Origin of the sequence: Streptomyces sp. NPDC091282 (genome assembly GCF_044757385.1) — a bacterium.
Classification (GTDB): Bacteria; Actinomycetota; Actinomycetes; order Streptomycetales; family Streptomycetaceae; genus Streptomyces; species Streptomyces gramineus.
The window spans coordinates 1-22,816 of the sequence record NZ_JBIVUX010000020.1; the positions used below are offsets into that span (position 1 = coordinate 1).

Consider the following 22,816-nt stretch of genomic DNA (forward strand, 5'->3'; position numbering starts at 1 on the left):
GCGCGCGGTCCGCTCCGCAGACGCGACGCGGCGTCGCTACGCGACGCGCCGGAGGCCTCCGGGCGCCGCCCGGAGAGGCCAGACACTCCGTGCCCGGCCAGCCTGGCCCGCGCTCCGCGCAGGCCAGGGGCCCGACTGCTCCGCAGTCAGGCGAAAAGCGCAGCAGCAGCGGGGAGGGGGTGCCGGACTCCCGCCGCCGCGACTGATCCTGACGAACCGTCAATACCGAGCCATGCGTCAAAGCTGACACCGGGCTAGCTTCTGGGCTGACACCCCAGCACCATCCCGCCGTCTGTGAATGCGTCAATTCCCGGACAGGGATACTTTCTGGGCTCACGCCGCACCCCCGGTACGGGACCGCCGATACGCGCGGCCCCGTATCCGAGAATGCGCCACATTCCGGCGTGGGATGGATTCTGGGATGACGGGCCGGGGGCTCTCTGATTACTGCATGGATACCGGTGTGACTCCAGCGAGAAATGCGGCCGTGTATTCCCCGAATGCGTCGACCGCGTTCCGCAAAGAATTCGTGGCCGCGTATGCGGGATTGCGGGATTCGTGAGCGTCGCCGAGGTCGGCGAGTGCTTCGCCGAGCGATTCAAGGGCGTGGTGGGGGGGCGGTGACGTAGCCGAGGGTGCCGGAGGGGTCGACGGCCCACACGGTGGGGCCGTCCAGGTCGATGTCCTGCGGGGCGAGGGGGTGGCCGGCGGGGCAGGCGAACAGACCGTTGAGCAGGGCGCGGAACTCGCTGCCGGTGCCGGTGGAGCAGGTGCCGCAGGTGAGCGCGCGCATGGGGTGCCCTTCAGGGTGGGGGTCCTGGTGAGGCACACGAAGGCCGCGCGGCGGCGCGGGGCTCCAGGACGCCGGAGGCGGCCCTTGACCGGGGCGCGGAGCGGTCCGGCGCCGGAGACGGCCCTGGGGCGCCGTGTGGCACCGTGAGGCCGCACCAGGCCCCCCACCCTGAAAGAAAGTTGGATCAGGGCGTGGGGCGGCGGCGAGCATGGAGCAGTTGGAGGACCGCACGGAAATCAAGCTCGGAGTGTGGATCATGAATCAGAAGGGACGCCGAAGCTGACCGTCGACAAGCTCGCCGCGCTGGCCGCTCTCGGGCTCAACTGGGCGGCCTCCTGACGCTGTCGGGCTGACCCTGGGCGCTCTGTACGGTCCGGGGTCTTTCGCTCCTCGGGCCAGCGGCATCGCACTGAAGTGCGTGTAGGTGCAGGGATCCGCTCGGGACATCGCACTGGGTCAAGCCCACGTAACCCAAGCGGTTACCGCGGCGGCCAGCACCAAGGCGGTCGAAGTGATCGACACGACCAGCACCCATGGGAAGGTCCGCTGTGGCGCTCCGCCAATGTCGGCACGTGCCGACCCGCGCCGGTGCGCGACTGCAACGGGCGCGGTGACCGTCACAGAGGAGTTGTCGCCTGTGACGATGTTGATGTTCTGGAGGGCCTGAGCAACCTGGTCCGGTGTCGGGTCTTGCTGGCCGTGCGGCATGGCGGCCCGCAGCTCCCCGACCAGCTGGACCAGCCGGGTACGGACCTGGTCCAAAACCCCCTCCAGGGCCGACGGGTGCACAGCCCAGTACAGCCTGAGCACCTGCCGGGAAGAGTTCTGGCTCATGAATACGGCTACTTCGGCAGCCATGGCCGGAGCGAGCTGCACCGTCTGATCTGGCCGCCGGGCGATGAGCGACTCGATCTGGCCGACACCCTGCCCGAAGCGGAGCACGTCGCCCAGACTCTCCCGGGCGAAATCCGGCAGGTCGAACATACTGACCGGCTGTTCTCGGAACTGGTACATCCCTGCGAGGCCGTCCATCACCAGGGGTGCCGAGATCCTGCGGTAGTCGGGGATTGGCACGTCCGTGCCCTCGTAACCCTGGAGTTCCCGCAGCGCCCAGGTGCGCAGCGGTTCGGAGTGAGCATGCCCGCCCAGAGCGATCACCTGGCGCAGGATCGGGGCGAGCGGGCGGCTCTCGTTGAGGACGTCGTCCTCCAGTCGATCCAGGCGGCTGCGGCCGAGTCTCACTTCGCCACGATCACGGTGACGATAACGCCGGCGATCGTCGCCAGTGCCGCGACGGCGGTCCAGATGACCGAGGTGCGGTGCCACCAGGGCTGAGGAGTCGCGGGCGCGGATTCGTTGACGTTGGCGCTCGCGGTTCCACCGCGGTCCGCCTTCGCGTGCGGTGCGGAGATGTTGAAGATGGAGTTGTCCCCTCCGCTGATGTTGAGGGCCTGCTGCGCGGCCGAGTCGATCTGATTGGGGTCGGGGTTCTGCTGGCCGGCGGGCATGGTCGCCCTCACTTCCGCAACGAATTGGGTTAGACGGGTTCTGATGTGATCGACGACGCCCTCGATGCTCGGTTTGGCGATCGCCCAGTGCAGAGACGTGATCTCGGTGAACTCGTCCCCGTTCTCTTGCTGCTGCCGCGTCATTTGCAGGGCGTACTCAGCTGATCCGGGCGGACCCATATTGATCATCGTGTCGCTGATGGCGATCAGAGCTTCGAGTTCCCGGACGCCTTGTCGGATGGGTGCGCTCTCCCCGACGCCGCGCTCACGAGCGCTCGGGGCAGTTGGGTCACGCTGATCCGCCGGGTGTTGCCCTGGACGATCTGGCCCGGCAGGTTGAGAGAGAACTCCACTTCGAGCGCTGCCGGCACTTTCCGGTACGAGGGCAGCTCATCGGCCACCGGGTACCCCTCCAGTTCCTTCAACGCCCAGGCGCGCAGTTCCTCATGGTGGGCGTAACCAGCCAGCATGAGGCACTGCCGGAGGGCAGAGGCGAGAGAGGCAGTGTCGTCCAAGACGGCGCGCTCAAGCTGCTCCAGGCCCCGAACATCGGAGTTCGTCACGGCGTCCAGTCTGCCCTGCCCCACTGACACCCCCGGCCACCTTCGTCCGGCCGGCCCCCGGGGAGGCTGACCTCTCGGGGCCCATGGTGTCCGAGCGGGTCAGATCTCCCCCGGCCGCCGTGACGGTGAGCCAGTCGGCGGCTTCGGTGTCGATCATGAGCAGCGCCTGTGTCGGGGGGGGGTCGCCGTCCTGGACGACGTGGACGCGGCCCGGGAGCGGACTGCTCGGCGCTGCCATCCGGTCCGTTACGACGACCGGGCCACGCGGCCTTCGACCTTGGGCCGGACGCGGGTGCCCGGCTGCCAGAACGTGGCGTCGGTCCGCCGCGGGTGTGTGAGGCGTGATGGTGCCGTCGGAAGCGGATGCCCACGCCCGGGAGAAACGCTAAAACGATCTTCCTGTGGACAGATTCCGAAGCGGCCGCAGCGGGCGCCGCCGAGCCGGGAGGTGTGGTCGCCGGGAGGGCTGGCGCTCGCTCACAGGCGGTTTCTGCCGGGTCATTTCGGCGCGCGCGGCAATGTACGGCGCTCGAAAAACCGCCTGCGAAAAAAACTTTGAAGCAGTGTGTGACATTTCCACTTCTGCTCTGCACACCACGCAGTACAACAAGGCGACTGTCCAAGTGACGCGCGCGTGTCAAGAGACATGGTCAAGCGGCTTCGATGGTCCAAGACGGAGGTATTTACATGCGTGCGGAGCACGAGGTCGCGAAGGCGGTCGATGCGGCCCTGTCCGGCGACCGGACGGCCCGGATACAGCGCGACGCCGCCCGGGTCGAGGAACTGGCCGCGGGCGGCTTCGAGGGTCCGGCCTACAAGGTGTTCGAGAACGATCTGTGCCGGGAGGCTTGGCCGATCCTGCGCGGCATGCTCCGCGAGGGCACGCTCGCCCGGATCGCGCTGAAGTGGTGCAAGGAGATGGGCCGCCCCTTCTGGGTCCACCCCGACGACTTCGCCCTGCTGCGCAGCAGCAGCGAGGCCCGCGACGAGATCCTCGTCGACGTACTGATGCGCGCGCTCGTGTCGTTTCGGCGCAGGGCGCTGATCGAGCGTGGCTGGAACCCCGACTTCAAGGGGAGCCGGGGCCCCAGCAGCCTGACCACGTACTTCGTGGGCCAGTGCATCTGGGAGTTCCGCCGGGTGTACACGACTTGGGCGAAGGACCGCCAGGAGTGGGCGGACCAGCACGCGCTGTACGACGGTTCCGAGGAAGCCGCGCTCAACAACCCGAAGCTCTTCGGTCCCCTCCTGGAGGCCGGCCACCTCTCCGAGGACGACGCTGCAAGGCTCACCACGAACTTCGAGGACATCCTGGGCGAGCAGCCCTCGGTCACCCAGGCCGTCATCCGTCTGACCACCCAGGGCTACGTGGACACCGAGATCGCGGAGACCCTGCGCATCACCCACTCGGCGGTGCGCATGCGCAAGACCCGTTTTCGCAAGGCGCTGTACGCCGCGGCCCGGGAACGGCGCATATGGATCCCCGAGCAGCTGCACACCAAGGCCGGCGCCCGCCGCCGGACCGAGCGGGGTGCGGCATGACGGTCCACCTGCTCGTGTTCCTCATGCTCACGGTGGGCGTGTGTGCCCTCTTCTCCGCCTTCGCCGGCCTCATCGGCTTCGGGATCGCCCGCCTGGTGAGGGCCCCGGTGGCCAAGGCGATCGGCTGGGGAAGTTTCGTGGCCTTCAGCGTCATGACGCTGTGCATCGCGCTGCTGGCGGTCATCGTGACGCTGATGACGTGACTGGCCGGCGTGGATGAGGACGGGCGGGCTGCACATCGGCAGTGTGCAGCCCGCCCGCTCCCACCATGATTCACCGTCGCGGCCCTCTCGGCGGACACCACGGCCGCCGGGAGCTGTACGGCCGACCGGGTTCCGGCGGGGGCGGCGGCCGCGGGCGCGGCGAGGGGAAGAACAGTCAGGGCGAGCGCAGGACAGCCACGGCGGCGAACACGTTAAGAAGGCTCACCTGGCAGGGCGACCCCGCGGCGCTACCGGTCACGAGCAGGACGGCAAATGGGACTGCCTACACCAGCGCACCGTGACGCTCTTCATCCCGCTACGGGTCAGACCTCGATGTAGGCGACGACGACCACGGTGCGCAGGGCGGTGACGAAGTACAGGACGCGGACAGATGACGGCCAGGGCGCGGTCCAGGGCGTGGATGTCCGCCTCGCTGGTGATGGCCTCCTGCGTGTACTGGTGCTTCACCTGGTGGCATGACGGCGGCACCATCGAGCGGGTGGTGCGGGCCAGTGGAGTGGGCCTGGTCAGGCGGTCTGGCGCTGGGGTTTGGCTCCGCCGGTGCCGGCGGCGGCCTTGCCGGGCAGGAAGAGCAGCACGACGAACGCGCCGAGCAGGGCGACGCCCGCTGCTCCGAGCGCGGTGATGTGCATGGCGTGGATGAAGGCGTCGTGTGCGGGTTGTACCAGGGCTTTGCCGGCCGGGCCGAGCTTTTCGGCGATGGCGAGGGTCGCTTGGACGGATTCGCCTGCGGCGTGGCGGTCGGAGGCGGGCAGCGTGCCCAGGTGGCTGTTGATGCCGTTGCGGTAGGTGGTGGACAGCAGCGAGCCGAGCACGGCTACGCCCATGGCTCCGCCGACCTGCCGGAAGGTGTTGTTGACGGCGGATCCCGAGCCGGCCTTCTCTCGTGGCAGTGACGACATGATCATGACGGTGGCGGGCGGCATCATGTGCGCCATTCCCGTGCCCATCAGGAAGAACAGTACTTCCAGAATCCAGATCGGTGTGTTCTGGCCGAGGAGCAGGAAGCCCGCGAAGGCCACGGCGGTCAGGATGAGACCGCTGGCGCACACGGTGCGGATGCCGTAGCGGGCCACGGCCAGCCGGGCTCGCGGGGCGAAGAACATCTGCGAGGCGGCGAGGGGTATCACGAGCAGGCCGGACTGCAGGACGCTGTAGCCGCGCACGCTTTGGTTGTAGAAGACGCTGAAGAACGTGACGCCCAGGAGGGCGAAGAAGACCAGCCCGATGGCCGCGACGGAGGCGGAGAACTGCCGGTTGCGGAAGTAGGTGACGTCGAGGGCGGGATGGTCGCTGCGGGCCTCGTGCACCACGAAGCCGGCCAGGACCGCCACGCCGGCGAGGATCGTCGCCCAGGCTTGGGGCTGGGTGAAGTCGCCCAACTGGCCGCCCTTGATGATGCCGTAGATCAGCAGCGCCAGACCGGCAATCGACAGCAGTACGCCCATGGGGTCGAGCTTGTTGGGCCGGGGGTCCTTGGAGTCGGGGACGATTGCCGCCATGGCCACCGTCGCGGCGACAACGATCGGTACGTTGACCAGGAAGACGGAGCCCCACCAGAAGTGCTGGAGGAGGAGGCCGCCGGTGATGGGGCCGGCGGCGATGGCGAAGCCGACCACGCCGGTCCAGATGCCGATGGCCTTGGGCTGCTCTGCCGGCTCGAAGACGTTCATGATGATTGCGAGGGTGGCGGGCAGGATGAAGGCGCCGCCGAGGCCCATCACCGCGCGGAAGGCGATGAGTTGCCCGGAGGAGTCCGACACCGCGGACAGCGCCGATCCCACCCCGAACACGGCCATGCCGAAGAGCAGCACCTTCTTGCGGCCGAGGCGGTCACCGAGCAGGCCTGCGGTGAAGAGCAGTCCGGCGAAGACCAGCGTGTAGGAGTTGACCGCCCACTCGAACTGGCCCTGGGTGGAGCCGAGTCCGACCGGTGCGGGTTGGGCGATGGTTTTCGTCGCCACGTTGAGGATCGAGTTGTCCAGCATCACCACCAGCAGGCTGCACGCGAGCACGGCCAGGATGGCCCAGCGCCGGCGGTGTATCACCTCGGGCACGCGCTGCTGGACGGGCGGTGTTGAAGGTGTGGGTGTCCCCGGCGTGGAGGGCTCGGCGGGAGTAGGCGGTGATGCCACGGGGGTCTCCAGTGCTGTCGTGGTTCTGTACGGCATGGCGCGGGCCGTCGGCGCCGGGCAGTGGCAGGAAGGGGTTCTTCGTGGCCTGCCTGGTCGCGCCCATAATAGATGTCACTGCAAATCTAAACAGAGGGTTAGGATAGATTGCAAGCGACATCCATTTGAGGAGAGTGATTCCATGGGCCGCGTGTCCCAGGCGCAGGCGCAGGAGAACCGGAAGCGCGTCGTAGCCACCGCCTCCCGGATGTTCCGCGAGAAAGGCACCGCGGTCAGCGTCGCCGACCTCATGAAGACGATCGGACTGACCCACGGCGGGTTCTACAAACAGTTCGCCTCGAAGGACGACCTGGTCGACGAGGCCATCGCCCACGCCTTCGCCGACCAGGGGACACACTCGGCGGCGACCAGCCCCGACGAAGCCGCTGGGGAACACGAAGCCGCCCGGCAGAAGATGATCGAGGACTATCTCTCCCTCTGGCACCGCGACCACCCCGGCGACGGCTGCCCCGTCTCAGGATTCGCCGCCGACCTGGGACGCGAACCTGACCAGGCCGCCGCCCGCTCCCGCGACCTCTACATCAACGGAGTTCGCAACCGCGCCGCCCGGCTGGCCACCGGCGACGACGACGGCATGGCCCAGCTGTGCACCCTGGTCGGGGCCGTAGCCCTCGCCCGCGCCACCCGGGGCAACCCGATCTCCGAAGAACTGCTGCACGCCGCACTCACGGCCCTCACCGGGAACCCCACCGGACAGCACGAACCGCAGGGCACCGCCTGACCGTGAGCCGGACGGGCATGGCCCGCCACCGCCCGCGCGGCGGGCCGCCCAGCGGGCTCGGCCGATCATGCGCTCCTGGGCGAACGCCGGGCAGGAGGCCGCTGCCTGCCGATGCAGCAGGAGGACCGGCTCACCAGGGCGATGAGCCGACAAGAGCGCCGCGCCGGGCGGCCGGCCGGCCGGCCGAAAGCGGCATTCCGCAAACGCCGGGGGCGGACCATCCGGACGGATGGTCCGCCCCCGGCGTTCTCGATGCCAGACGTCGCCCAGCCTGCCAGCCGGCACCGGGAAACGCGCCTCTCCCTCAAAATCCAGGTCCCTGACCAGGTTGATCACCCCGGCCGGCAGTCGGCGCTCCCGTAGCCGGCCCGCAAAGCCGCCGGAGCCTGCCGCTTTAGTCAGGCGGGAATGACCGGTCGGACTTCCACCGTCCCGTGACAGGCGCCGGGACAGCGTGCAGCCCACGCCAGCGCCTCATCGAGGTCCGCGCACTCGAGCACGAAGAACCCGCCCAGCTGATCCTGTGTGTCGGCGAACGGGCCGTCGGTGACGAGCCGTTCACCGTCCCGAACCGTCACTGTGGCCGCAGTGGAGGAGGGCTGCAGTCTTTCCCCGCCCCGCATCACGCCTGCTTGCACGGCCGCCGCCGCGTACTCCCTGTACTCCTTGCCAAGCCGGGGCCAGTCCGTCTGGCTGCCGTTCAGCTCATTCTGATAGATCAACACCATGTATTGCATGATCAAAAACTTTCCTTGAGTGTCATCCCGAAGGCGACATCAGTTGTCACCTTGTGTGAGAGAAGCCGGGACCGCCCTCGATCAACAGCGGACCCTCAGGCGGTCAGCGGCGCGACCGCTGCTTCTGCGACAGCCACGCCGGCCGCCCCGCCACGGAGGCGGGGCGGCCGCAGACTCCGGGGTCCCTCCCCACGCACCCGCAGTCGCCGGGCGGAGTGGTTTGCCCGTCCACCCGCCCGGCTGTTCAACAGTCCCGGCCGAGCACGGCCCAGCGGCCTCGGAGCGGTGGGTGCGGGGGCCGCCGGGCGCGGCTGCGGAAACTTGGCGCAGAGGGGCGGGATGATGTCGGCGCTCCATCAAATCCACCCGGAATGACGCTGAAAGCGATCCGCAGGCCCGTGCGGCTCAGTCCAGGTAGAAGTCCTTGCGGGCGGCCACGAACTCCTCGATCGACTGCGCGGGACCGCCTGTCACCCGCTGGACGCCGTCGGCGGTGCGGTCGTAGCGGTTGTCCCGGTGCAGCCGGGCCATGGTGGCGACGTGCTGGACGAGGTGTGGCGCCATCCCCATCTTCGGGAGCTGGGCTTCCCACCTCTCCGGGGGCACGTCCACGTAGGCAATCTGCCGGCCCAGCGCCCGCGAGAACTCCGCAGCCAGTTCGGTCATGTCGACCGAGCGAGGTCCGGTCAGCTCGTAGACCTGTCCGATGTGGGCAGCCGGGTCGCGGAGCACGGTGGCGACAGTCCGGGCGACGTCGTCCACGGCGACCGGGGAGGTACGGCCCGCGCCGAACGGGAGAGCGATCGTTCGGCTCGCCTGGATGGACTGCGCCGCCATCATGGTGAACAGCGGAGTGTCCAGGAAAGCCGTCGGCCGGATGTGCACCACCGGCAGACCCGACCAGTCGAAGACCTGCTCGGCCAGCCAGTGCAGCCGCTGCTGGTGCGACTCCTCGGTGCTGCTGACGGTCATCTGCGACACGGTCATCTGTGACAGGTCCACCAGCGCCTCCAGCTTCCCGTACGCCTTGGCGACGGAGGCCACCACGGTCGCCGCAAGCAGGTGATCCGGCGACACAGCCATCGCGAAATACATCCGCGTCACGCCCTGCAACGCGGCCGCCACCGTCTCCGGCCTGGTCAGATCACCGATGACGACCTCAGCACCGAGCGCCCGCAGCTCGGCCGCCCGCTCGTCCTCACGCCGGACCATGAACCGCACCGGCACATCGTGGGCACGCAGATACTCGAAGGCTGCACGGCCCACGCCTCCCGCACCGGGAATGAGAACAAGATTGCTGGCGACCATCGGCCTGACTCCTTCGAGGGTTATCGGACAACTGGGTTGAGGCGTGACCAGAGCTCCGGCGCATCCGTCAGCAAGACGGCCCCCACCGGCATCACGGCTGATCCCGTGGACACGTCGCCGAGATCCAGTAGCGCCGTCGGTGGCCCTGCGGATGCCCGCGTCGGCCGTCCGTCTCCAGACGGCAGCAGGCAAAGCGCAACGGGCCGGCCGCCCGGGGATTCCGTCGACATCAAATAGATGTCAATTGCAATCTAAACAGAGGTTCGACAGATTGCAAGCAGCATCTGTCGGGCGGGAGTGAATCCGTGAGCCGCGCATCGCGGCCGCAGGCGCAGGAGAACCGGAAGCGCATCGTCGCCACCGCCTCCCGGGGTGTTCCGCGAGCGATCACTTCACGGACACCGCCGCGCTCCGACCTGCGGGGGGGCGGGCCGTGGCGGCCCGTCCTCGCCGGCCCGGCAGCCCGCCGGACTTTCCACCTGCCCCCGCACAGGCCCAACCGGTCGAGCGGGAGCCTGCCGATGCCGTTCATTAAATTGAACTCTCAGTTCACTTCATCAGAAGCGTACGTTATAGTGAACTCATGGTTCATTCTTGTTCCGTCGAGGATCACCGATGACGCCCCCGCCGTCTGCCCGGCAGCCGGTGAGCAGCACGTCGGCTGCCGTTGGCGCGAAGATCCGGCTGCGCCGGCAGCAGCGCGGGATGAGCGCGGCGGAGATGGCCCGGCGGGCCGGGCTGAGCAAGGCCACGCTGTCGCAGCTGGAGGCCGGCAAGGGCAACCCGACGATCGACACCCTCGACGCGATCGCCATCGCGCTGCGGATCCCGATCGCCGACCTGCTGGCCCGCGACGCGGACACCGGGCCCGTCTACCGGCCCGGGACGGACGCCGAACCCGGTGAGGTCACCCGCGAGCTGCTGCGGCGGATCAGCAGCGGCAACAGTCTGGAGATCTGGCGCCTGCGGATCCGGCCCGAGACCGAGCTGGCCGGTGTGCCCCACGCCACCGGCACGATCGAGCACCTGATCATCTCCGGCGGATCCGTCACCGCGGGCCCCGTCGACGCCCCGCAAGAACTCCGTCAGGGCGACATGCTCGCGTTCGCCGGTGACGCCCCGCACTTCTACCGCACCGGCGCCGAAGCGGTGGACATCACCGTCGTCTTCGCCTCCCCCATCAGTACCTGAACCGCAAGGACCCCCGCATGACCGCCATTGCCACCACTCCCTCCGGTCTGTCCTTCATCAGCGACAACATGGCCGGAGCCTCCCCCCGGATAGCCCGGGCCGTCGCCGAAGCCGCTCTCGGGCAGGTCCTCCCCTACGGCAACGACCCCTTCAGCGACCGCGCCCGCAACAAACTCGCCGGGATCTTCGAGCACGAAGTCGGTGTCTTCCCCGTCTCCACCGGGTCCGCCGCCAACGGCCTGTCCCTGGCCGCCCTCACCCCGCCGTGGGGCAGCGTCCTGGCCCACCGCGACAGCCACATCCACCACGACGAATGCGGCGCCCCCGAATTCTTCACGGGCGGAGCCAAGCTCGTCGGACTGGCCGGCGGCGACAGCAAACTCGACCCAGACGCCCTGCGCGCGGCGGCCGGCCGCCGCGCCGGCGACGTCCACAGCGTGCAGCCGTCCGTGATGAGCATCAGCCAGGCCACCGAGAGCGGCAGCGTCTACAGCGTGCCCGAGATCCGCGAACTGACCGCCGTCGCCAAGGACGCGGGGCTGCGCACACACATGGACGGCGCCCGGTTCGCCAACGCCCTGGCCCACCTCGGCGTCACCCCGGCCGATATGACCTGGAAAGCCGGCATCGACGTGCTGTCCTTCGGCGCCACCAAGAACGGCGCCATGACCGCCGACGCCGTCATCTCCTTCGACCCCGCCCTCAGCGACGAACTCGCCTTCCGCGCCAAACGCGCAGGCCAGCTCACCTCCAAGATGCGCTTCCAGACCGCCCAGCTCGACGCCTACCTCACCGACGACCTGTGGCTCACCAACGCCCGCCACGCCAACGCCATGGCCACCCGCCTCGGCGACGGCCTCAAGGCCGTCCCCGGCACAGGACTCCTCGCCACCCCGCAGGCCAACATCCTCTTCTGCCGCCTCCCCGCCCACGTCACCGAAGGACTGCTCGCCGAGGGCTACGCCTTCTACCACGACCGCTGGGAGCCCGGCATCGTCCGCTTCGTCACCGCCTTCTCCCACACCACCGAAGACATCGACCAACTCCTCGACGCCATCCGCCGCCACACCGCCTGAACCCAAACCCCCGCGGAGACAGAACAACGGTCCGCAGAACAATGGTCCGCGGGATCAAGACGCCCACAGATTCGGGGGATCCTTCTCCAGGGCGGCTTCGGTGGCCGGCGCCCTTGCCACCCGCGTTCGCGCGCACGGGGCGCCGGCCCTGTGCGTTCCGGCCTCCGGGAGCCCGAGTGCATCTGCCAAAGGCGCCCATCACTGCTGAAGGGGGGCGGGGCTGAATGGGTCGGGACGGCCGGACCTGACCACACCGGAGCACCGCACCCGGAAGTGCCGCACGCTTATCTCCGGGTTGCCGACCAACGTCGTGTCACCCACCGGTGTCCAGTGCTGCCAGCAGGCCGCTGCCCCGTGGTTCTCCCCCGTGGTTCTCCCCCGTACTAGAACAAACGCGGTCGTCGCCATGGGCGTCGCGGCACCTCACGTCGCACCGCTGCCCCGTTGAGAACTCCGAGCAGACGTCTATCTCCCCGAACTTCATGGCCATGGATTCCACGAGGGTCCGACGGTGCGGCCGTGCAATCTCCCAGTGCTTCGCGGTGGGGTTCCGCTCCGGACGTATCCGGTGGCCGAGCTCTGCCAGTACCCGACTTCTGTTCGAGCCGTTCTGGTGAGGCATCAACGCCTGTAGCCGACTCGGGTCTACAGGACGCCTGACCCAGGGAATCTCACGATCTGCCTCCTGTCCGTGTGGGTGGCAGATTGTCACGTTGATGAGCGGGACCGCGGTCCAGATGCCTCGTAGGCGCAGTGCCTGTAAGGCTCACACCGACGCGCCGCCAGGCAGGCGTTGCGGCAGTCGGGCCTGGCCGTACGGTGTGGTCGGGCAGGGTGACGGTGCCGGCCAGCACAGCGTGCGGTACCCGCCCGGGGTGGCTCCCGGTGGCTCCCGGTGCCTCAGAGGGGCGACGTGTCAGCCTGCGGGAGAAAGAAGTCCCCTCCGGCCGGACTCGCCATTCGGCCGAGAGACGCCATGTGAGCAACGGGACTGCTCGTACTCCCCGGGGCATGACGAACTCCGGGGACAAAGGGCTGCTCAGTGCGGCCTGCGGCTCGTACGCGACAAGCACGCCACCCACGAATGACCCGGAGCCGGCGGCGGGCGGGGCGTCACCCTTGCGACATCAGTTCTGCTTCAAATTCACAATGTGTAACTGATCCAATACTCCTTGTGTTCGTCGTCAAATGTACGACGCCCGGACCGAGGAGACCCCCCATGCGACGTGTGCTGACCAAGGCGGCCGCCCTGGCCGCTGTCGGCCTGACAGCCTTCGCCACCGCACAGCCCTCCCAGGCCAGCACCCTCAGCAATCAGCCCGGCCGCGCCGCCGAGAGCGCCGCGTACTTCGTGATGACCGACATCACACGGGAGGAGTTCGTCGTCAAGCTGACCAAGCCCGGCGACATCGAGCACGCCCGGGAACTCGTCAACGGGCAGACCACCGACCGCCCCCACCTGGTCGCGCGGATCATCAAGCGGACAACCCCCTACAACCCGCGCTGGAGCTACCACACCAACCCCGACACCACGCAGTTCTTCGACCAGGCCATCGAAGTCTGCGACGCGACCATCCCGTACGTCGAAGAGAACATCGACGAAGCCGGCGGCCCCTTCCTGCCCGGCCTGGTCTGGTGCGACTGGACCTCGCGCCTTGTCAGGGAAGTCCCCGCCCCGTAGGCGACCAACCAGACCGGCCGGCGCCCAGCCACCCGCGTTCGCACGGACTGGGCGCCGGCCCTTCTGCGTCAGGCCACGCCCGAGTCTCCCGAAAACGCCCCCACAGAGCCTCGCAACGAGGCTCTGTGGGGGCGTCGTATCCGACCCCGAGAGGCGTACCGATGACCGCAGATCCTTCCCCGCCCCCGGCGCCCGCGGAGGAGTTGCGGACCGTGTCCGTGGTGGCCGCCTACCCGGGATTCACGGGGAAGCCGGCGACCGGTTCGGCCCGCAAGCAGCTGCCGCGGTGGGGCATCGCCGCCACCAGCCGCGAACCCGGCCGCAGCGGCGAGTCGTTGTATCTCGCGGCGCAGGTCCGTGCGGCCCATGAGGCGCGCCCGGGTCCCGGCCGGCGCGACGGCGCCAGGGGTGAGGGCGGGCGCTTCACGGCGTCCACGGACACCTGAGCCCTGCTGCACCCCCGTCCTGCATGCAGCAGGGCGGCCGTCCACTTGCCGGCGTACGGCCGCCCTTCCCGCCCAGCCACCAGAGCGTTCACTGACCAGGAGGACACCCGTCGTGACCGTCACCCTGCGGCCGCACCAAGTCGAAGCCGTCGACGCCGTGCTCCACCCTCTCTCCGAGCAGCCCGGCCAGGGCGTTCCGCCCGAGGGTCTGCGCACGCAGGTCATCGCCGCGACCGGGTCGGGGAAGACCCTGATCGGCGTGGCGGCGGCGAACCGTCTGACCGCGCGCCGGGTCCTGGTCCTGGTGCCCACCCTGGATCTGCTGGTGCAGAAGCGTGTCCAGGACGTGATCGGGGTCGGTGAGGACGGTGGAGGCATCGACGGCCCACACGCGGGGCGGGCGTCCAAGTCGACGTCCTGCGGGGTGAGGGGGTGGCCGGCAGGGCACTCGAACAGACCGTCGGCCAGGGCGCGGAACTCGGTGCTGGGGCCGGTGGAGCGGATGCCGCAGGTGAGCGCGTAGGGGATGCGCTTCACAGTGGGGGTCCTGGTGAGGCGTGTGAGGCGTGTGAGGCCGCGCGGTGGCGCGGGGTTCGGGGACGCCGGAGGCGGCCGTTGGCCGGGGCGCGGAGACGTTGCGCGCCGGGGGCGGGCCGGGACGCCGTGCGGCACCGCCGGGGCCGCGCCGGTCCCTCCTGGAGGAGAGCGCTGTTCGCGGCTCACCGCGCTCGGCCGGTTGGCGGGGCCGGTGCGCGCACCGCCCGCGGTCCGTCGGCCGGGAGGCGGCGGACGGACCGCGGGCGGTGCGGGAGGTGTGGGTGGCCGGCTGGTCAGCGGCGGGCGAAGACGGGCTGCCACGCATCGATGCCGGCGTATGTCTCCTTCTGGGCGCCGCTCAGCGGCACGGTCCCGTCTGTGCCGATGGTCACCAGTACCAGCCGGGGCCGGTACGGCTCGTCCAGGCCGCCGGCTCGCTCCCAGGCGATGAGCCGCCGGTCGTCGGCCCAGGCCAGCATCTCGGCGCCGCGGACCTTCGTGACCTCTTTGCCGGTGCGGGGGTCACGGATCGAGGAGTACGACTTCCCGGGGGCGACCTCCTTGGTCAGACCGAGCGCGGCGTACCGGCCGTTCGGGGACAGCCGGGCGCCGACGTCCGCTCGCAGGTACCGCTCGTCCGCCGGTACGGCGGTCTTCTCGCCGTCGAGGCCGTAGAACTGCCGTATCCCGTCCCGGTCTCCGATGACCTGCGCGTAGACCTGACCGCCGGTGCGGCTGCAGGAGAAGTCCGCGCGTGCGAAGGTGTCGCTGCCGGCCCCGACACCGGTCCAGGCGGCCTTGCCGGAGGCCACGTCGATGTCGTAGAAACCGGTCCGGCCGGACGGGGTGGACACGGGTCCCCAGCTCAGGCCGCCCTTGACGTTCTCGACCCTGCCCCGCGTGTCGGAGTTCGCGTCGTACGTCGTCGCCAGCAGTCCGGTCCCGTCGTACGAGAAGGCGAGCCCGCCGACCCCGTGCCCGACCGGGATCCACCGCCCGACCTTCCTCGTCGCGAGGTCGAGCAGGCCGATCCGGCGGACGGGCAGGGTCTGCTCCAGCACGGCGGCTGCCCGCAGGCCCGGCGCGACGGCGGCGAAGGCCCACCAGGTGTCCTTGACGCAGGTGCCGGTCCGCGGGTCGAGCAGCCGGTACGTGCGGACGCCGATCTTGCTGTCGTCCGTCAGGGGCACGGTCCGCGAGGTGTGGTACGCGGCGAGCGCCGTCTGCCCGGCCGCGACGAGTTGGCGCGGCGGCGACTGGTCCGGGTGCGCGGTGATCCCGTTGCGCTGCACGGCCCCGGACGGACGCACGTCACTCTTCCCGGCGTCCAGCAGCGGCACCGCAACCGCGACGGCGACGGCGACCACGGCGGCCGTCGCTGCGGCCGTCGAGGCGAGTCTGCGGGTACGGCGGCGCCGGCGGACGGCCGGGACCCGGTCGGCGAGGCCCGCTCCCGCCGGCGGCTGCGCGGCGGCTTGTCCGCGCAGCGCCCGGCGCACGAGTTCCCCGACGTTCACGGCCCCACCTCCACGGGCGAATAGTCACGGGACGGCGGCTGCGCGCGGCCGGGCTCCGGTCGAGGGCGGCCAGTTCGGGTGCGAGGGCGCGCAGCCGGGCCGGCGAGCGGTGGTTGGTGGGTGGTGGATGGTGGGTGGTGGACCGTACGGTGCCGACGGAGATGCCGAGCAGCCGCGCCACGTCGGCCTCCGGCAGGTCCTCGAAGCAGCGCAGCACCAGCACCGCTGGCGGGCGGTGAGCCGGGACAGGGCCGTGCACAGGACGAGGCGGAGTTCGGCGGCGGACGCGCTGTCGGGGCCGGGCGGGCTCTGCGGTGGTTCGGCGACGCTGAGTTCGCGCCGCCGCCACGTCAGGCGCCAGCGGCCGGCCTGCTGCCGGTAGAGGATCTGCCGTACCCAGGCCTCGGGCTCGTCGATGCGGTGCCGGCGGCCCACCGCCTTGATCAGGGCGTTCTGCAGCAGGTCCTCGGCCGCGTGCCGGTCGCCGCCGGTCAGCAGCACGGCCGTCCGCAGCAGTGCCGAGGACCGGCCGCCCACGAACTCCCGGAAAATCTCGCCCGGTTCCGCATCCACCGTCACCTTCTCTTCGCCCGGGCCCGCCTCGTGTCCGGGCCCTGTACCTGTGCCGACGTGTGCGCAGCCGCCCTGCTAGGCCTGTCCGGCGCGGATTTTATTCACGGTGCCGCATCCGCCCGCTGAGCTGGGCAGTCCCCCTTGAGCCGCTCTCTGTCGTTCCCGGACGTCGACGGCCGGCTCGACCCGGACCCGGGCCGGCCCGAGCGGCACGCCGAACGGGCCCCGAGCGGGCCCCGGGGGGGTACACGACGATCCGGGCGGCCGTCCGTCCGGGACTCCTGCTGCGGGTGTGGCTGAACCCGTACGACGCTCCGGCGCTGCTCTCCCCCGGCTACGGCCCGTGCCGGGCGACCACCTGGACGGCCGAGGCGAAATGGCGGACCGGCCCGGTGGCCGGCCCTGCCCGAGCTGTGGTGCGGCGCCTTCGGCGGGGCGGGGCCGGCGGAAGGGCCCGACCGGGGGCCCGACCGGGGGGGGCCGTGGCAAGAGGGCGGCGATCGTGGCCCGTGCTGCGGGCCGCCCGTTCGCCCGGGTGGAGGACGAGCCGGGCCCGCCGGACACGGGTGGGTCCGCGTCCCCCACCGTGCACCGGCGCTGCCGCATCACGTCGGTCCCAGGATCGGCCTGCGGGCGCCCGGCTTCGCCGCGCTGGCCGTTCCGGGCGTCTCCGCCTCAGGAGGCTGGGCGCTCTCCGGGTGAGCGGGGCGCGCGTGCCCAAGCGCTCTCCGGGTGACCGAGGCGCCCTCCGGGTGAACGGGACGCGCGTGCCGAGGCGCCCTCCGGGTGAACGGGACGCGCGTGCCGAGGCGTGCGGGTGCAGGCCGACCGGCCTCAAGGGGTGAATCCGGCGGTCCGGTGACGTGCCGAGGGCGCGGCAGCGGGAAGGTCCTCCATGCACATCGGACACGCCGCGTCCAGGGAGCGCCCATGCCGAAATTCCTCATCCAGGCCACGTATACGCCCGAGGGCACGCGAGGCTTGCTCGACGAGGGAGCGAGCGGCCGCCGGGCCGCCGTCGAGCACGTCGTGGCCGGTCTCGGCGGCACCGTCGAGGCCCTGTACTTCGCATTCGGAGAGGACGACTTCGTGGCCATCCTCGACTTCCCCGACCCGGTCGCCATGGCCGCAGTCAGCCTCGGCGTCAAAGCCAGCGGGGCGCTGCGCACCCGGGCCACCCCGCTCCTGACCGTCGAGGAAATCGACGAGGCCGCCCGCCGCCAGATCACCTTCCGCCCGCCCGGCGCCTGAGCCGCTCCGATACCGAGGACGATCCGGCGCCGGGGGGGGCGTGGGGGCCGTGGCCTGCCTGCCCGGTGTCTTCCCCCGCCGTCGCGGGTAAGCGGTCTTCGGGAGGACTTCTCCTGCCCGGCACGGGCGCCCCGGCGCCGGCACCCGGCTCACCGTCAGACGCGGCGGGCCCCCGCTGCCGAAAGCGTCTGCCAATCGGCCTCACGGCCCAAGGGCGCCCCTTGCCATGCCGGTGGCCCGAGTGCGGGATGCCAGAACAGCGACCGTCACGGCAGGAGTTGACCCGGCGGCGCCGCCGGATCGGCTCGTGGATCGGCGCGGCGAGCTGAACGCGTTCCGGGGAACCTTGCCCGGGATCCGTTGGACGATGACTACCAGTTCTTCGTTCCGTGTGCGGCGGCGCCCGCGGGGCAACGCCGGTGTGGGCGAGACGTCGCTGCTGCGGCGGTGGGAGGCGGTCACCCGTGAACGGGGCCCGGTTGCGGTGTGTCTCGACGCGAGTGAGCACAGCGCGTGAAGGCGATGGCCGGGATCGGCGGCCGGCTCGGCCTCCGGGATCTGGAGCCGCGTCGGTTCGACCAGCTGCCGGCAATGCTGCGCCCGCGCGGGCACGAGGTGCGGTCGGCCCGGGAGACTCAGACGGCCGCGGAGGACGCCGGCGCGCAGCCGGCCGGCTTCGCTCCCGGCGTCGGTCGCCGCACAGGCAGGTCTGGCCGGCTCGGGGATAGTGCCGGTCGCCGGGGCTCTGGCCGGCGCCGTCGATCCGCGTTCCCCCGCTGCTGGAACACGCCGTCCAAGCTCGGGGTCTGGACCATGCATCAGAAGGGGAACCGTGCGAAGCTCACCGCCGACAGACTCGCCGCGCTCGCCGCACCGGATTTGGAGTGGGCGCGAGCGGCCGGGGTCTGGCAGGATCCGCGGGTGTCCGCTTCCCTGTACGAATCGCATGTGACGGTCCGCTGTGCCGACCCCGACGAGTGGGCGCGGCTGCAGCGGTGGGCGGCCTCGGCTGGTCTGAAGCTGACACACCTCGTGCTGGCGCGCGGCCGGATGCGCGATCAGCCCATGCTCACACTGTCCGGTTCCTCGTCGTCCGCGGAGCAGGCCGAGCAAGTGCGGCACATCGTCGCGAGGCTTCGTGCGGACGGCTTCGAGCCGGTACGGGTGAAGACCGAGTCCGCGCCGTGGGCCGCGGAGGTACCAGCTCGGCTCGACGGGGACGACGAACGGTACTTCGAGCACCATGTGAAGCTGCTGCTCGACGCGGACACCGACCTGGCCGCGCTCGCTGCCCGGGTGGTGCCGCACGGCGCCCATCTGTCGTGGAACGCTGTGCGGGTGCGGGCCGGTGCACGGCACGAGCGGTTTGTGACGCAGCGGTGCCGCGCGGTGGGCGCCGGCGGCGCGGGGCGGGCCCTGGAGCGGCTGCTGACGGAGCTGGGCGGGTTCGTGGTGCTGGACGTGGAGCGGGAGTTCGTACTCCACGACAGTGACCTGTCCGTGGACGACGGCTGGATCGAGGAGCCTGTGGGAGCACGGACATGAGCGGAACGGCGTGGGAGGGGTTCGGCCCGTGGAGCACCGAGCTGCCCCGAAAACCGCTGGACGAGGCCACCCGCACGGCCGAGGACCTGCCGAAGACACTGCAGTGGGTGCCGGGGGACGACGTGGTGCAGCGTCCCGTCTTCGACCCGTCGCTGAAGCACCACCAAAACGCCTACCGCGCGAGTGACCCGCGGTTCGCAGACCCGGCGCGCGGCGAAACGTGGCGGGCGGCCCGACGCCGGGCCCTGCACCTGGTGCTGGACGCGATCGCCGCCTCGCAGTGGGCCGACGCACTGGTGCTGAGAGGCAGCGTGCTGATGTCGGTCTGGTTCCCGGACACCGCCCGCGAGCCCGGCGACCTGGACTTCGTCGTCGTCCCTCCCACCTGGCGGATCGACGACGGCCGTACGGATGAGATGCTGCGCGGAATCGCCGCAGCCGCCCAGACGCTGGCCGACACACGCGCAGGCCAGGTGGGAATCCCCGCGCGGGGCGCGGTCGTCGAGGACATCTGGACCTACGACCGGGTACCGGGCTGCCGCATGGTCCTGCCATGGGTCTCACCCGGGCTGCCGGGCGGCCATGTCCAGCTCGACTTCGTATTCAACGAGCAACTGCCCAAAGCACCCGAGCCCGCAGAACTGCCGGGCGGTACGGTCGTACAGGCGGCCACGCCGGAACTGTCCCTGGCCTGGAAGCTGATGTGGCTGATCAACGACATGCACGCACAGGGCAAGGACCTGTACGACGCCGTACTCCTGGCCGAGCGCCATCCGCTCCGTTACGAGCTGCTGCACGAGGTATTCCGGCTGTCGGGCGAGTGGCCGTATCCGTCCCGCGAAAAGATCCTGCTCGAGGACGTGGCGGAAGCGGTCGGGTACGTGGAGTGGAACCACTTCGCCACCGACTACCCGCAATTCCGGGAAGCCGAGCGCGAGTACGCAGACCGGCTGGTACAGGCCGTAGCGAAAACGTTCCAAGGAGCCGTCGGCTGAGGAGCCGTCGGCTGAATCCGGGCCCGGGAAAACTCCGGAACTCGAAAGCCACCCCGCCCCCTGTCCCCCTACCGGGACACGCCCGGCCTGCCTCGCGCAACCCGGCTCTGGCTCCATGTGACGAACCCGCCGACGGCCCTGAACGGCCGGTGAACCGAGACACGAACCCCAGGACACGAACCCCGACCCCCGGGACACGAACCCCGGGATACGCGACACGAACCCCGGGACACGAACCCCGGGATACGCGACACGAACCCCGGGACACGAACTCCGAGGGCCGCGAGCTGTCTGCAGATACAGGTCGCAAGCTTCCTGAAGACCGACTCGAAACGGTCGCGGGTCTCGCCGCCGACCTGCCGGAAGAAGTGACCCCCACCGTCCACTCGCCGACACCGGCCTCCATGGGCGTGGGCCCTCACCGCGACGCTCACAGCCTGGAGCCCGACGCCCTCACCTCTGATGCCACACGCACGCCGGACAGGCCGAAACGCCAAACAACACCGGCAACACCGGCAACACCGGCAGCCAACCGGCACAGGCCGCGGCAGTGTGGCTGAGTGCTTCACCCAGCGCGGGTCCACCAGGTGAAGCACCCACACGAACACCTCAGCCGTCGCCGAGATCAGTCCTGGCCCTAGGCGTAACGGGCCGCGTACGAGCGGGAGTCGACGTCAGGGTTGCGCAGAGCCCCCCAGAAACGGCCGTCCGGCATAGGCGGCACCGGCGGGTTACCGAGGTCGGCAAGCAACTCCGCGCGCCAGTCGACACTCAGACGGCGGCGGGTGGTCGCAATCTCGTACACCGCCCGGTGCGGCGAACCCCACACCGCGCACACCATTTTCTCCACCGCCCACCTACGGAAGTCGTCCCGGTGAGCATCGGACTGCACGATCAGTGCCCGCAGCCGCTGCACCAGCGGTCCCGACCGATCCGGCGGCAACACAGCCTCCCCCCGCTCGAGCCCATCCAGGACCGCCCGAACCTCAACGTACTTCGCCAGCCCGGTCTCAACAGCCAGTCTCCGCATCTGCTTCCATGCCGCCCGGACCACACACTCACGAGGCTGAGTCGCCACCAACACACCCAACTCCTGAAGTCCGTGCAAGTACACCGCCCTGACAGGCCCCGTGAAGCCTGGCAGGCAGATCCAGAAGCGGCAGCAGCACCTCCGGCCCCGGCAGAAGATCATCAGCACTGCCCCACCCCGGCCGAGGAACCCGCACCGACTCCCAAACCAACCAACCACTGAACACCACCGCACCACGGCCCTTGCCACACTCTCAGTGATCAACAGCGGATCTGTCACACATCCGAAACCGCTCCAGACGACTTCAGTACCGGCACGGCATCCTCGACGGCTTCATAGCGGGCACCGGCCTGACTTCCGACGATCCAAAGTCAACCTGCCGAGCTGAATCCAGTGTCGCCATCCGCAGGCACCGTCAGTGCATGGCAGCGCCACCGCGACTCTTAGCCTTGTCATATGACCGACGATCTTCATGTTGTCCTCGCCCGGATCGATGCCTGGCTGGAGGCCAACGCTCCCGCGGACCATGCCCTTCTGAACCCACCCGCCTTGCGGGACGACATCGACGCCATCGCCGACCGTCGGTTCCCCCTGCACCCCGATCTGGTCACGTGGCTGGGACGTCACGACGGCCTCACCGCCACGAAGGGCCATGGCGGACCCGGCGTGATCCTCCCCGAAGGGTTGATCCTAAGCGGCGCCGAGGGGATGAGTGCCGGTCAACGAACGATGGAGGAAGCAATAGCCGAATGGGTCGACGAGAACGAGTCGCAAGACCCCGGCCTGCGGGACATCTACGACGGAGTCTACGGGTACCTGTTCCACGTCCGGTGGGTCCCGATCGCCACGGACATCACCGGAGGCAAGCTCATCATCGACCACCGTGAGGGAGGCCGGTTCGGGAACGTGCTGTACGGCCTGCACGCCGGGGAAACGGAGGGTCCGGTCAAGGTGTGGGACAGCCTGTCGCACATGTTCCGGGACCTTCTCGTTGCCCTGAGCGAGGGGACGCAGATCCGCCTGCCCAGTTATGCCGATCCGGTAACACCTCACCTGACCGGCACCGGCAGAGATGCCTTCGTGAGGTGGGAGTAGCGCAGAGCGGCGGTCCGAAGCATGACGCGTCGGACCGGCACCGTGACAAGCGGGTCAGGAATCACACCGCCCGCACGAAGCCAACATCATGAAGTTCAGCGAAAGTCACCTCACCGAGCCGAAGTCGGTAACGCTGCCGTTTCGCGAACTCGGTCATCTCCCAGACCACCGGGTGCCTTTCCTCCGCACACAGGTGCAGTACTCGCCCCTCCTTCACCCAGCCTCCTACATGGGCGCCGTAAGCATCGTCGGTGGCGTTGAACAACAGCAGGTCCAAGGGCTGCGCAACCG

Annotated in this window: 21 protein-coding genes and 2 pseudogenes; 12 read left to right on the forward strand and 11 right to left on the reverse strand. The window is 69.9% G+C overall.

The genetic code is table 11. The annotated features are described in order from the left end of the window. Positions 1–598: 598 nt before the first annotated feature. From ACIQOE_RS41715 to ACIQOE_RS41730, 4 genes are all read right to left on the reverse strand, one after another. Complete coding sequence (locus ACIQOE_RS41715) at positions 599–793, reverse strand: hypothetical protein (RefSeq protein ID WP_401417319.1); 195 nt, start codon at positions 791–793, stop codon at positions 599–601. Between the two features lie 456 nt (positions 794–1,249). Continuing rightward, positions 1,250–2,035, reverse strand: coding sequence for a hypothetical protein (locus ACIQOE_RS41720; protein ID WP_401417320.1), 786 nt, complete (start codon positions 2,033–2,035; stop codon positions 1,250–1,252). After that, complete coding sequence (locus ACIQOE_RS41725; protein WP_401417344.1) at positions 2,032–2,541, reverse strand: hypothetical protein; 510 nt, start codon at positions 2,539–2,541, stop codon at positions 2,032–2,034. Before ACIQOE_RS41725 ends, ACIQOE_RS41720 begins: the two co-directional genes overlap by 4 nt. Next, the gene (locus tag ACIQOE_RS41730) at positions 2,508–2,864 is read right to left on the reverse strand and encodes a hypothetical protein (RefSeq protein ID WP_401417321.1); all 357 of its coding nucleotides are present in this window, start codon (positions 2,862–2,864) and stop codon (positions 2,508–2,510) included. The genes ACIQOE_RS41725 and ACIQOE_RS41730 overlap by 34 nt, the downstream gene beginning before the upstream one ends. 687 nt (positions 2,865–3,551) lie before the next feature. On the opposite strand from ACIQOE_RS41730, the gene ACIQOE_RS41735 reads away from it, so the two are divergent. Together ACIQOE_RS41735 and ACIQOE_RS41740 are read left to right on the forward strand one after the other, a co-directional pair. Continuing rightward, positions 3,552–4,406 (forward strand): hypothetical protein, encoded by an 855-nt coding sequence (locus ACIQOE_RS41735; RefSeq protein WP_401417323.1) that lies wholly within the window; start codon positions 3,552–3,554, stop codon positions 4,404–4,406. Continuing rightward, on the forward strand, positions 4,403–4,609 hold the full coding sequence (locus ACIQOE_RS41740) for a hypothetical protein (RefSeq protein WP_401417324.1): 207 nt from the start codon (positions 4,403–4,405) through the stop codon (positions 4,607–4,609). The genes ACIQOE_RS41735 and ACIQOE_RS41740 overlap by 4 nt, the downstream gene beginning before the upstream one ends. Before the next feature lie 527 nt (positions 4,610–5,136). On the opposite strand, the gene ACIQOE_RS41745 is transcribed toward ACIQOE_RS41740, so the two are convergent. Next, positions 5,137–6,801 carry an MFS transporter gene (locus ACIQOE_RS41745; protein WP_401417326.1) on the reverse strand — a complete coding sequence of 555 codons (1,665 nt, stop codon included), beginning with the start codon at positions 6,799–6,801 and terminating at the stop codon, positions 5,137–5,139. A gap of 142 nt (positions 6,802–6,943) precedes the next feature. Between ACIQOE_RS41745 and ACIQOE_RS41750 the strand changes: the two genes are divergently transcribed. Then, positions 6,944–7,543 (forward strand): TetR/AcrR family transcriptional regulator, encoded by a 600-nt coding sequence (locus ACIQOE_RS41750; RefSeq protein WP_401417328.1) that lies wholly within the window; start codon positions 6,944–6,946, stop codon positions 7,541–7,543. A 398-nt stretch (positions 7,544–7,941) separates the two neighbouring features. On the opposite strand, the gene ACIQOE_RS41755 is transcribed toward ACIQOE_RS41750, so the two are convergent. After that, positions 7,942–8,280, reverse strand: coding sequence for a YciI family protein (locus ACIQOE_RS41755; protein WP_401417329.1), 339 nt, complete (start codon positions 8,278–8,280; stop codon positions 7,942–7,944). A gap of 405 nt (positions 8,281–8,685) precedes the next feature. Beyond that, positions 8,686–9,588, reverse strand: a complete 903-nt coding sequence (locus ACIQOE_RS41760; RefSeq protein ID WP_401417330.1) for an NmrA family NAD(P)-binding protein — start codon at positions 9,586–9,588, stop codon at positions 8,686–8,688. A gap of 615 nt (positions 9,589–10,203) precedes the next feature. Here ACIQOE_RS41760 and ACIQOE_RS41765 point away from each other — a divergent pair. From ACIQOE_RS41765 to ACIQOE_RS41785, 5 genes are all read left to right on the forward strand, one after another. Further along, the gene (locus ACIQOE_RS41765) at positions 10,204–10,779 is read left to right on the forward strand and encodes a helix-turn-helix domain-containing protein (protein ID WP_401417332.1); all 576 of its coding nucleotides are present in this window, start codon (positions 10,204–10,206) and stop codon (positions 10,777–10,779) included. 17 nt (positions 10,780–10,796) lie between these two features. After that, entirely contained in the window at positions 10,797–11,855 is a 1,059-nt protein-coding gene (locus ACIQOE_RS41770; RefSeq protein ID WP_401417333.1) for a threonine aldolase family protein, read from the forward strand. A gap of 1,219 nt (positions 11,856–13,074) precedes the next feature. Continuing rightward, positions 13,075–13,536, forward strand: a complete 462-nt coding sequence (locus tag ACIQOE_RS41775; protein ID WP_351328739.1) for a calmodulin-binding protein — start codon at positions 13,075–13,077, stop codon at positions 13,534–13,536. Positions 13,537–13,697: 161 nt separating this feature from the next. Next, on the forward strand, positions 13,698–13,982 hold the full coding sequence (locus tag ACIQOE_RS41780; protein ID WP_399008650.1) for a hypothetical protein: 285 nt from the start codon (positions 13,698–13,700) through the stop codon (positions 13,980–13,982). A 112-nt stretch (positions 13,983–14,094) separates the two neighbouring features. Further along, positions 14,095–14,505 (forward strand): DEAD/DEAH box helicase, encoded by a 411-nt coding sequence (locus tag ACIQOE_RS41785; RefSeq protein ID WP_401417335.1) that lies wholly within the window; start codon positions 14,095–14,097, stop codon positions 14,503–14,505. Positions 14,506–14,812: 307 nt separating this feature from the next. Here ACIQOE_RS41785 and ACIQOE_RS41790 read toward each other — a convergent pair whose 3' ends face one another. Both ACIQOE_RS41790 and ACIQOE_RS41795 read right to left on the reverse strand, forming a co-directional pair. Next, positions 14,813–16,036: a WD40 repeat domain-containing protein gene (locus tag ACIQOE_RS41790; RefSeq protein ID WP_401417337.1), complete on the reverse strand. Its 1,224-nt coding sequence runs from the start codon at positions 16,034–16,036 to the stop codon at positions 14,813–14,815. Beyond that, positions 16,033–16,609, reverse strand: a pseudogene (locus ACIQOE_RS41795) (SigE family RNA polymerase sigma factor). The gene ACIQOE_RS41790 and the pseudogene ACIQOE_RS41795 overlap by 4 nt, the downstream one beginning before the upstream one ends. 930 nt (positions 16,610–17,539) lie before the next feature. On the opposite strand from ACIQOE_RS41795, the gene ACIQOE_RS41800 reads away from it, so the two are divergent. The 3 genes from ACIQOE_RS41800 (at position 17,540) to ACIQOE_RS41810 (ending at position 20,400) form a co-directional block, all read left to right on the forward strand. Beyond that, the gene (locus ACIQOE_RS41800) at positions 17,540–17,860 is read left to right on the forward strand and encodes a GYD domain-containing protein (protein ID WP_401417338.1); all 321 of its coding nucleotides are present in this window, start codon (positions 17,540–17,542) and stop codon (positions 17,858–17,860) included. A 921-nt stretch (positions 17,861–18,781) separates the two neighbouring features. Continuing rightward, positions 18,782–19,405: a hypothetical protein gene (locus ACIQOE_RS41805; RefSeq protein ID WP_401417346.1), complete on the forward strand. Its 624-nt coding sequence runs from the start codon at positions 18,782–18,784 to the stop codon at positions 19,403–19,405. Further along, positions 19,402–20,400 carry a nucleotidyl transferase AbiEii/AbiGii toxin family protein gene (locus tag ACIQOE_RS41810; protein WP_401417340.1) on the forward strand — a complete coding sequence of 333 codons (999 nt, stop codon included), beginning with the start codon at positions 19,402–19,404 and terminating at the stop codon, positions 20,398–20,400. The genes ACIQOE_RS41805 and ACIQOE_RS41810 overlap by 4 nt, the downstream gene beginning before the upstream one ends. A 637-nt stretch (positions 20,401–21,037) precedes the next feature. Here the strand turns inward: ACIQOE_RS41810 and ACIQOE_RS41815 are convergent. Next, entirely contained in the window at positions 21,038–21,598 is a 561-nt protein-coding gene (locus tag ACIQOE_RS41815; RefSeq protein WP_401417342.1) for a hypothetical protein, read from the reverse strand. A 288-nt stretch (positions 21,599–21,886) separates the two neighbouring features. Between ACIQOE_RS41815 and ACIQOE_RS41820 the strand changes: the two genes are divergently transcribed. Continuing rightward, on the forward strand, positions 21,887–22,525 hold the full coding sequence (locus ACIQOE_RS41820; protein WP_401417343.1) for an SMI1/KNR4 family protein: 639 nt from the start codon (positions 21,887–21,889) through the stop codon (positions 22,523–22,525). A gap of 61 nt (positions 22,526–22,586) precedes the next feature. On the opposite strand, the pseudogene ACIQOE_RS41825 reads toward ACIQOE_RS41820, so the two are convergent. Then, a pseudogene (locus ACIQOE_RS41825) lies at positions 22,587–22,816 on the reverse strand (hypothetical protein); the annotation flags it as partial.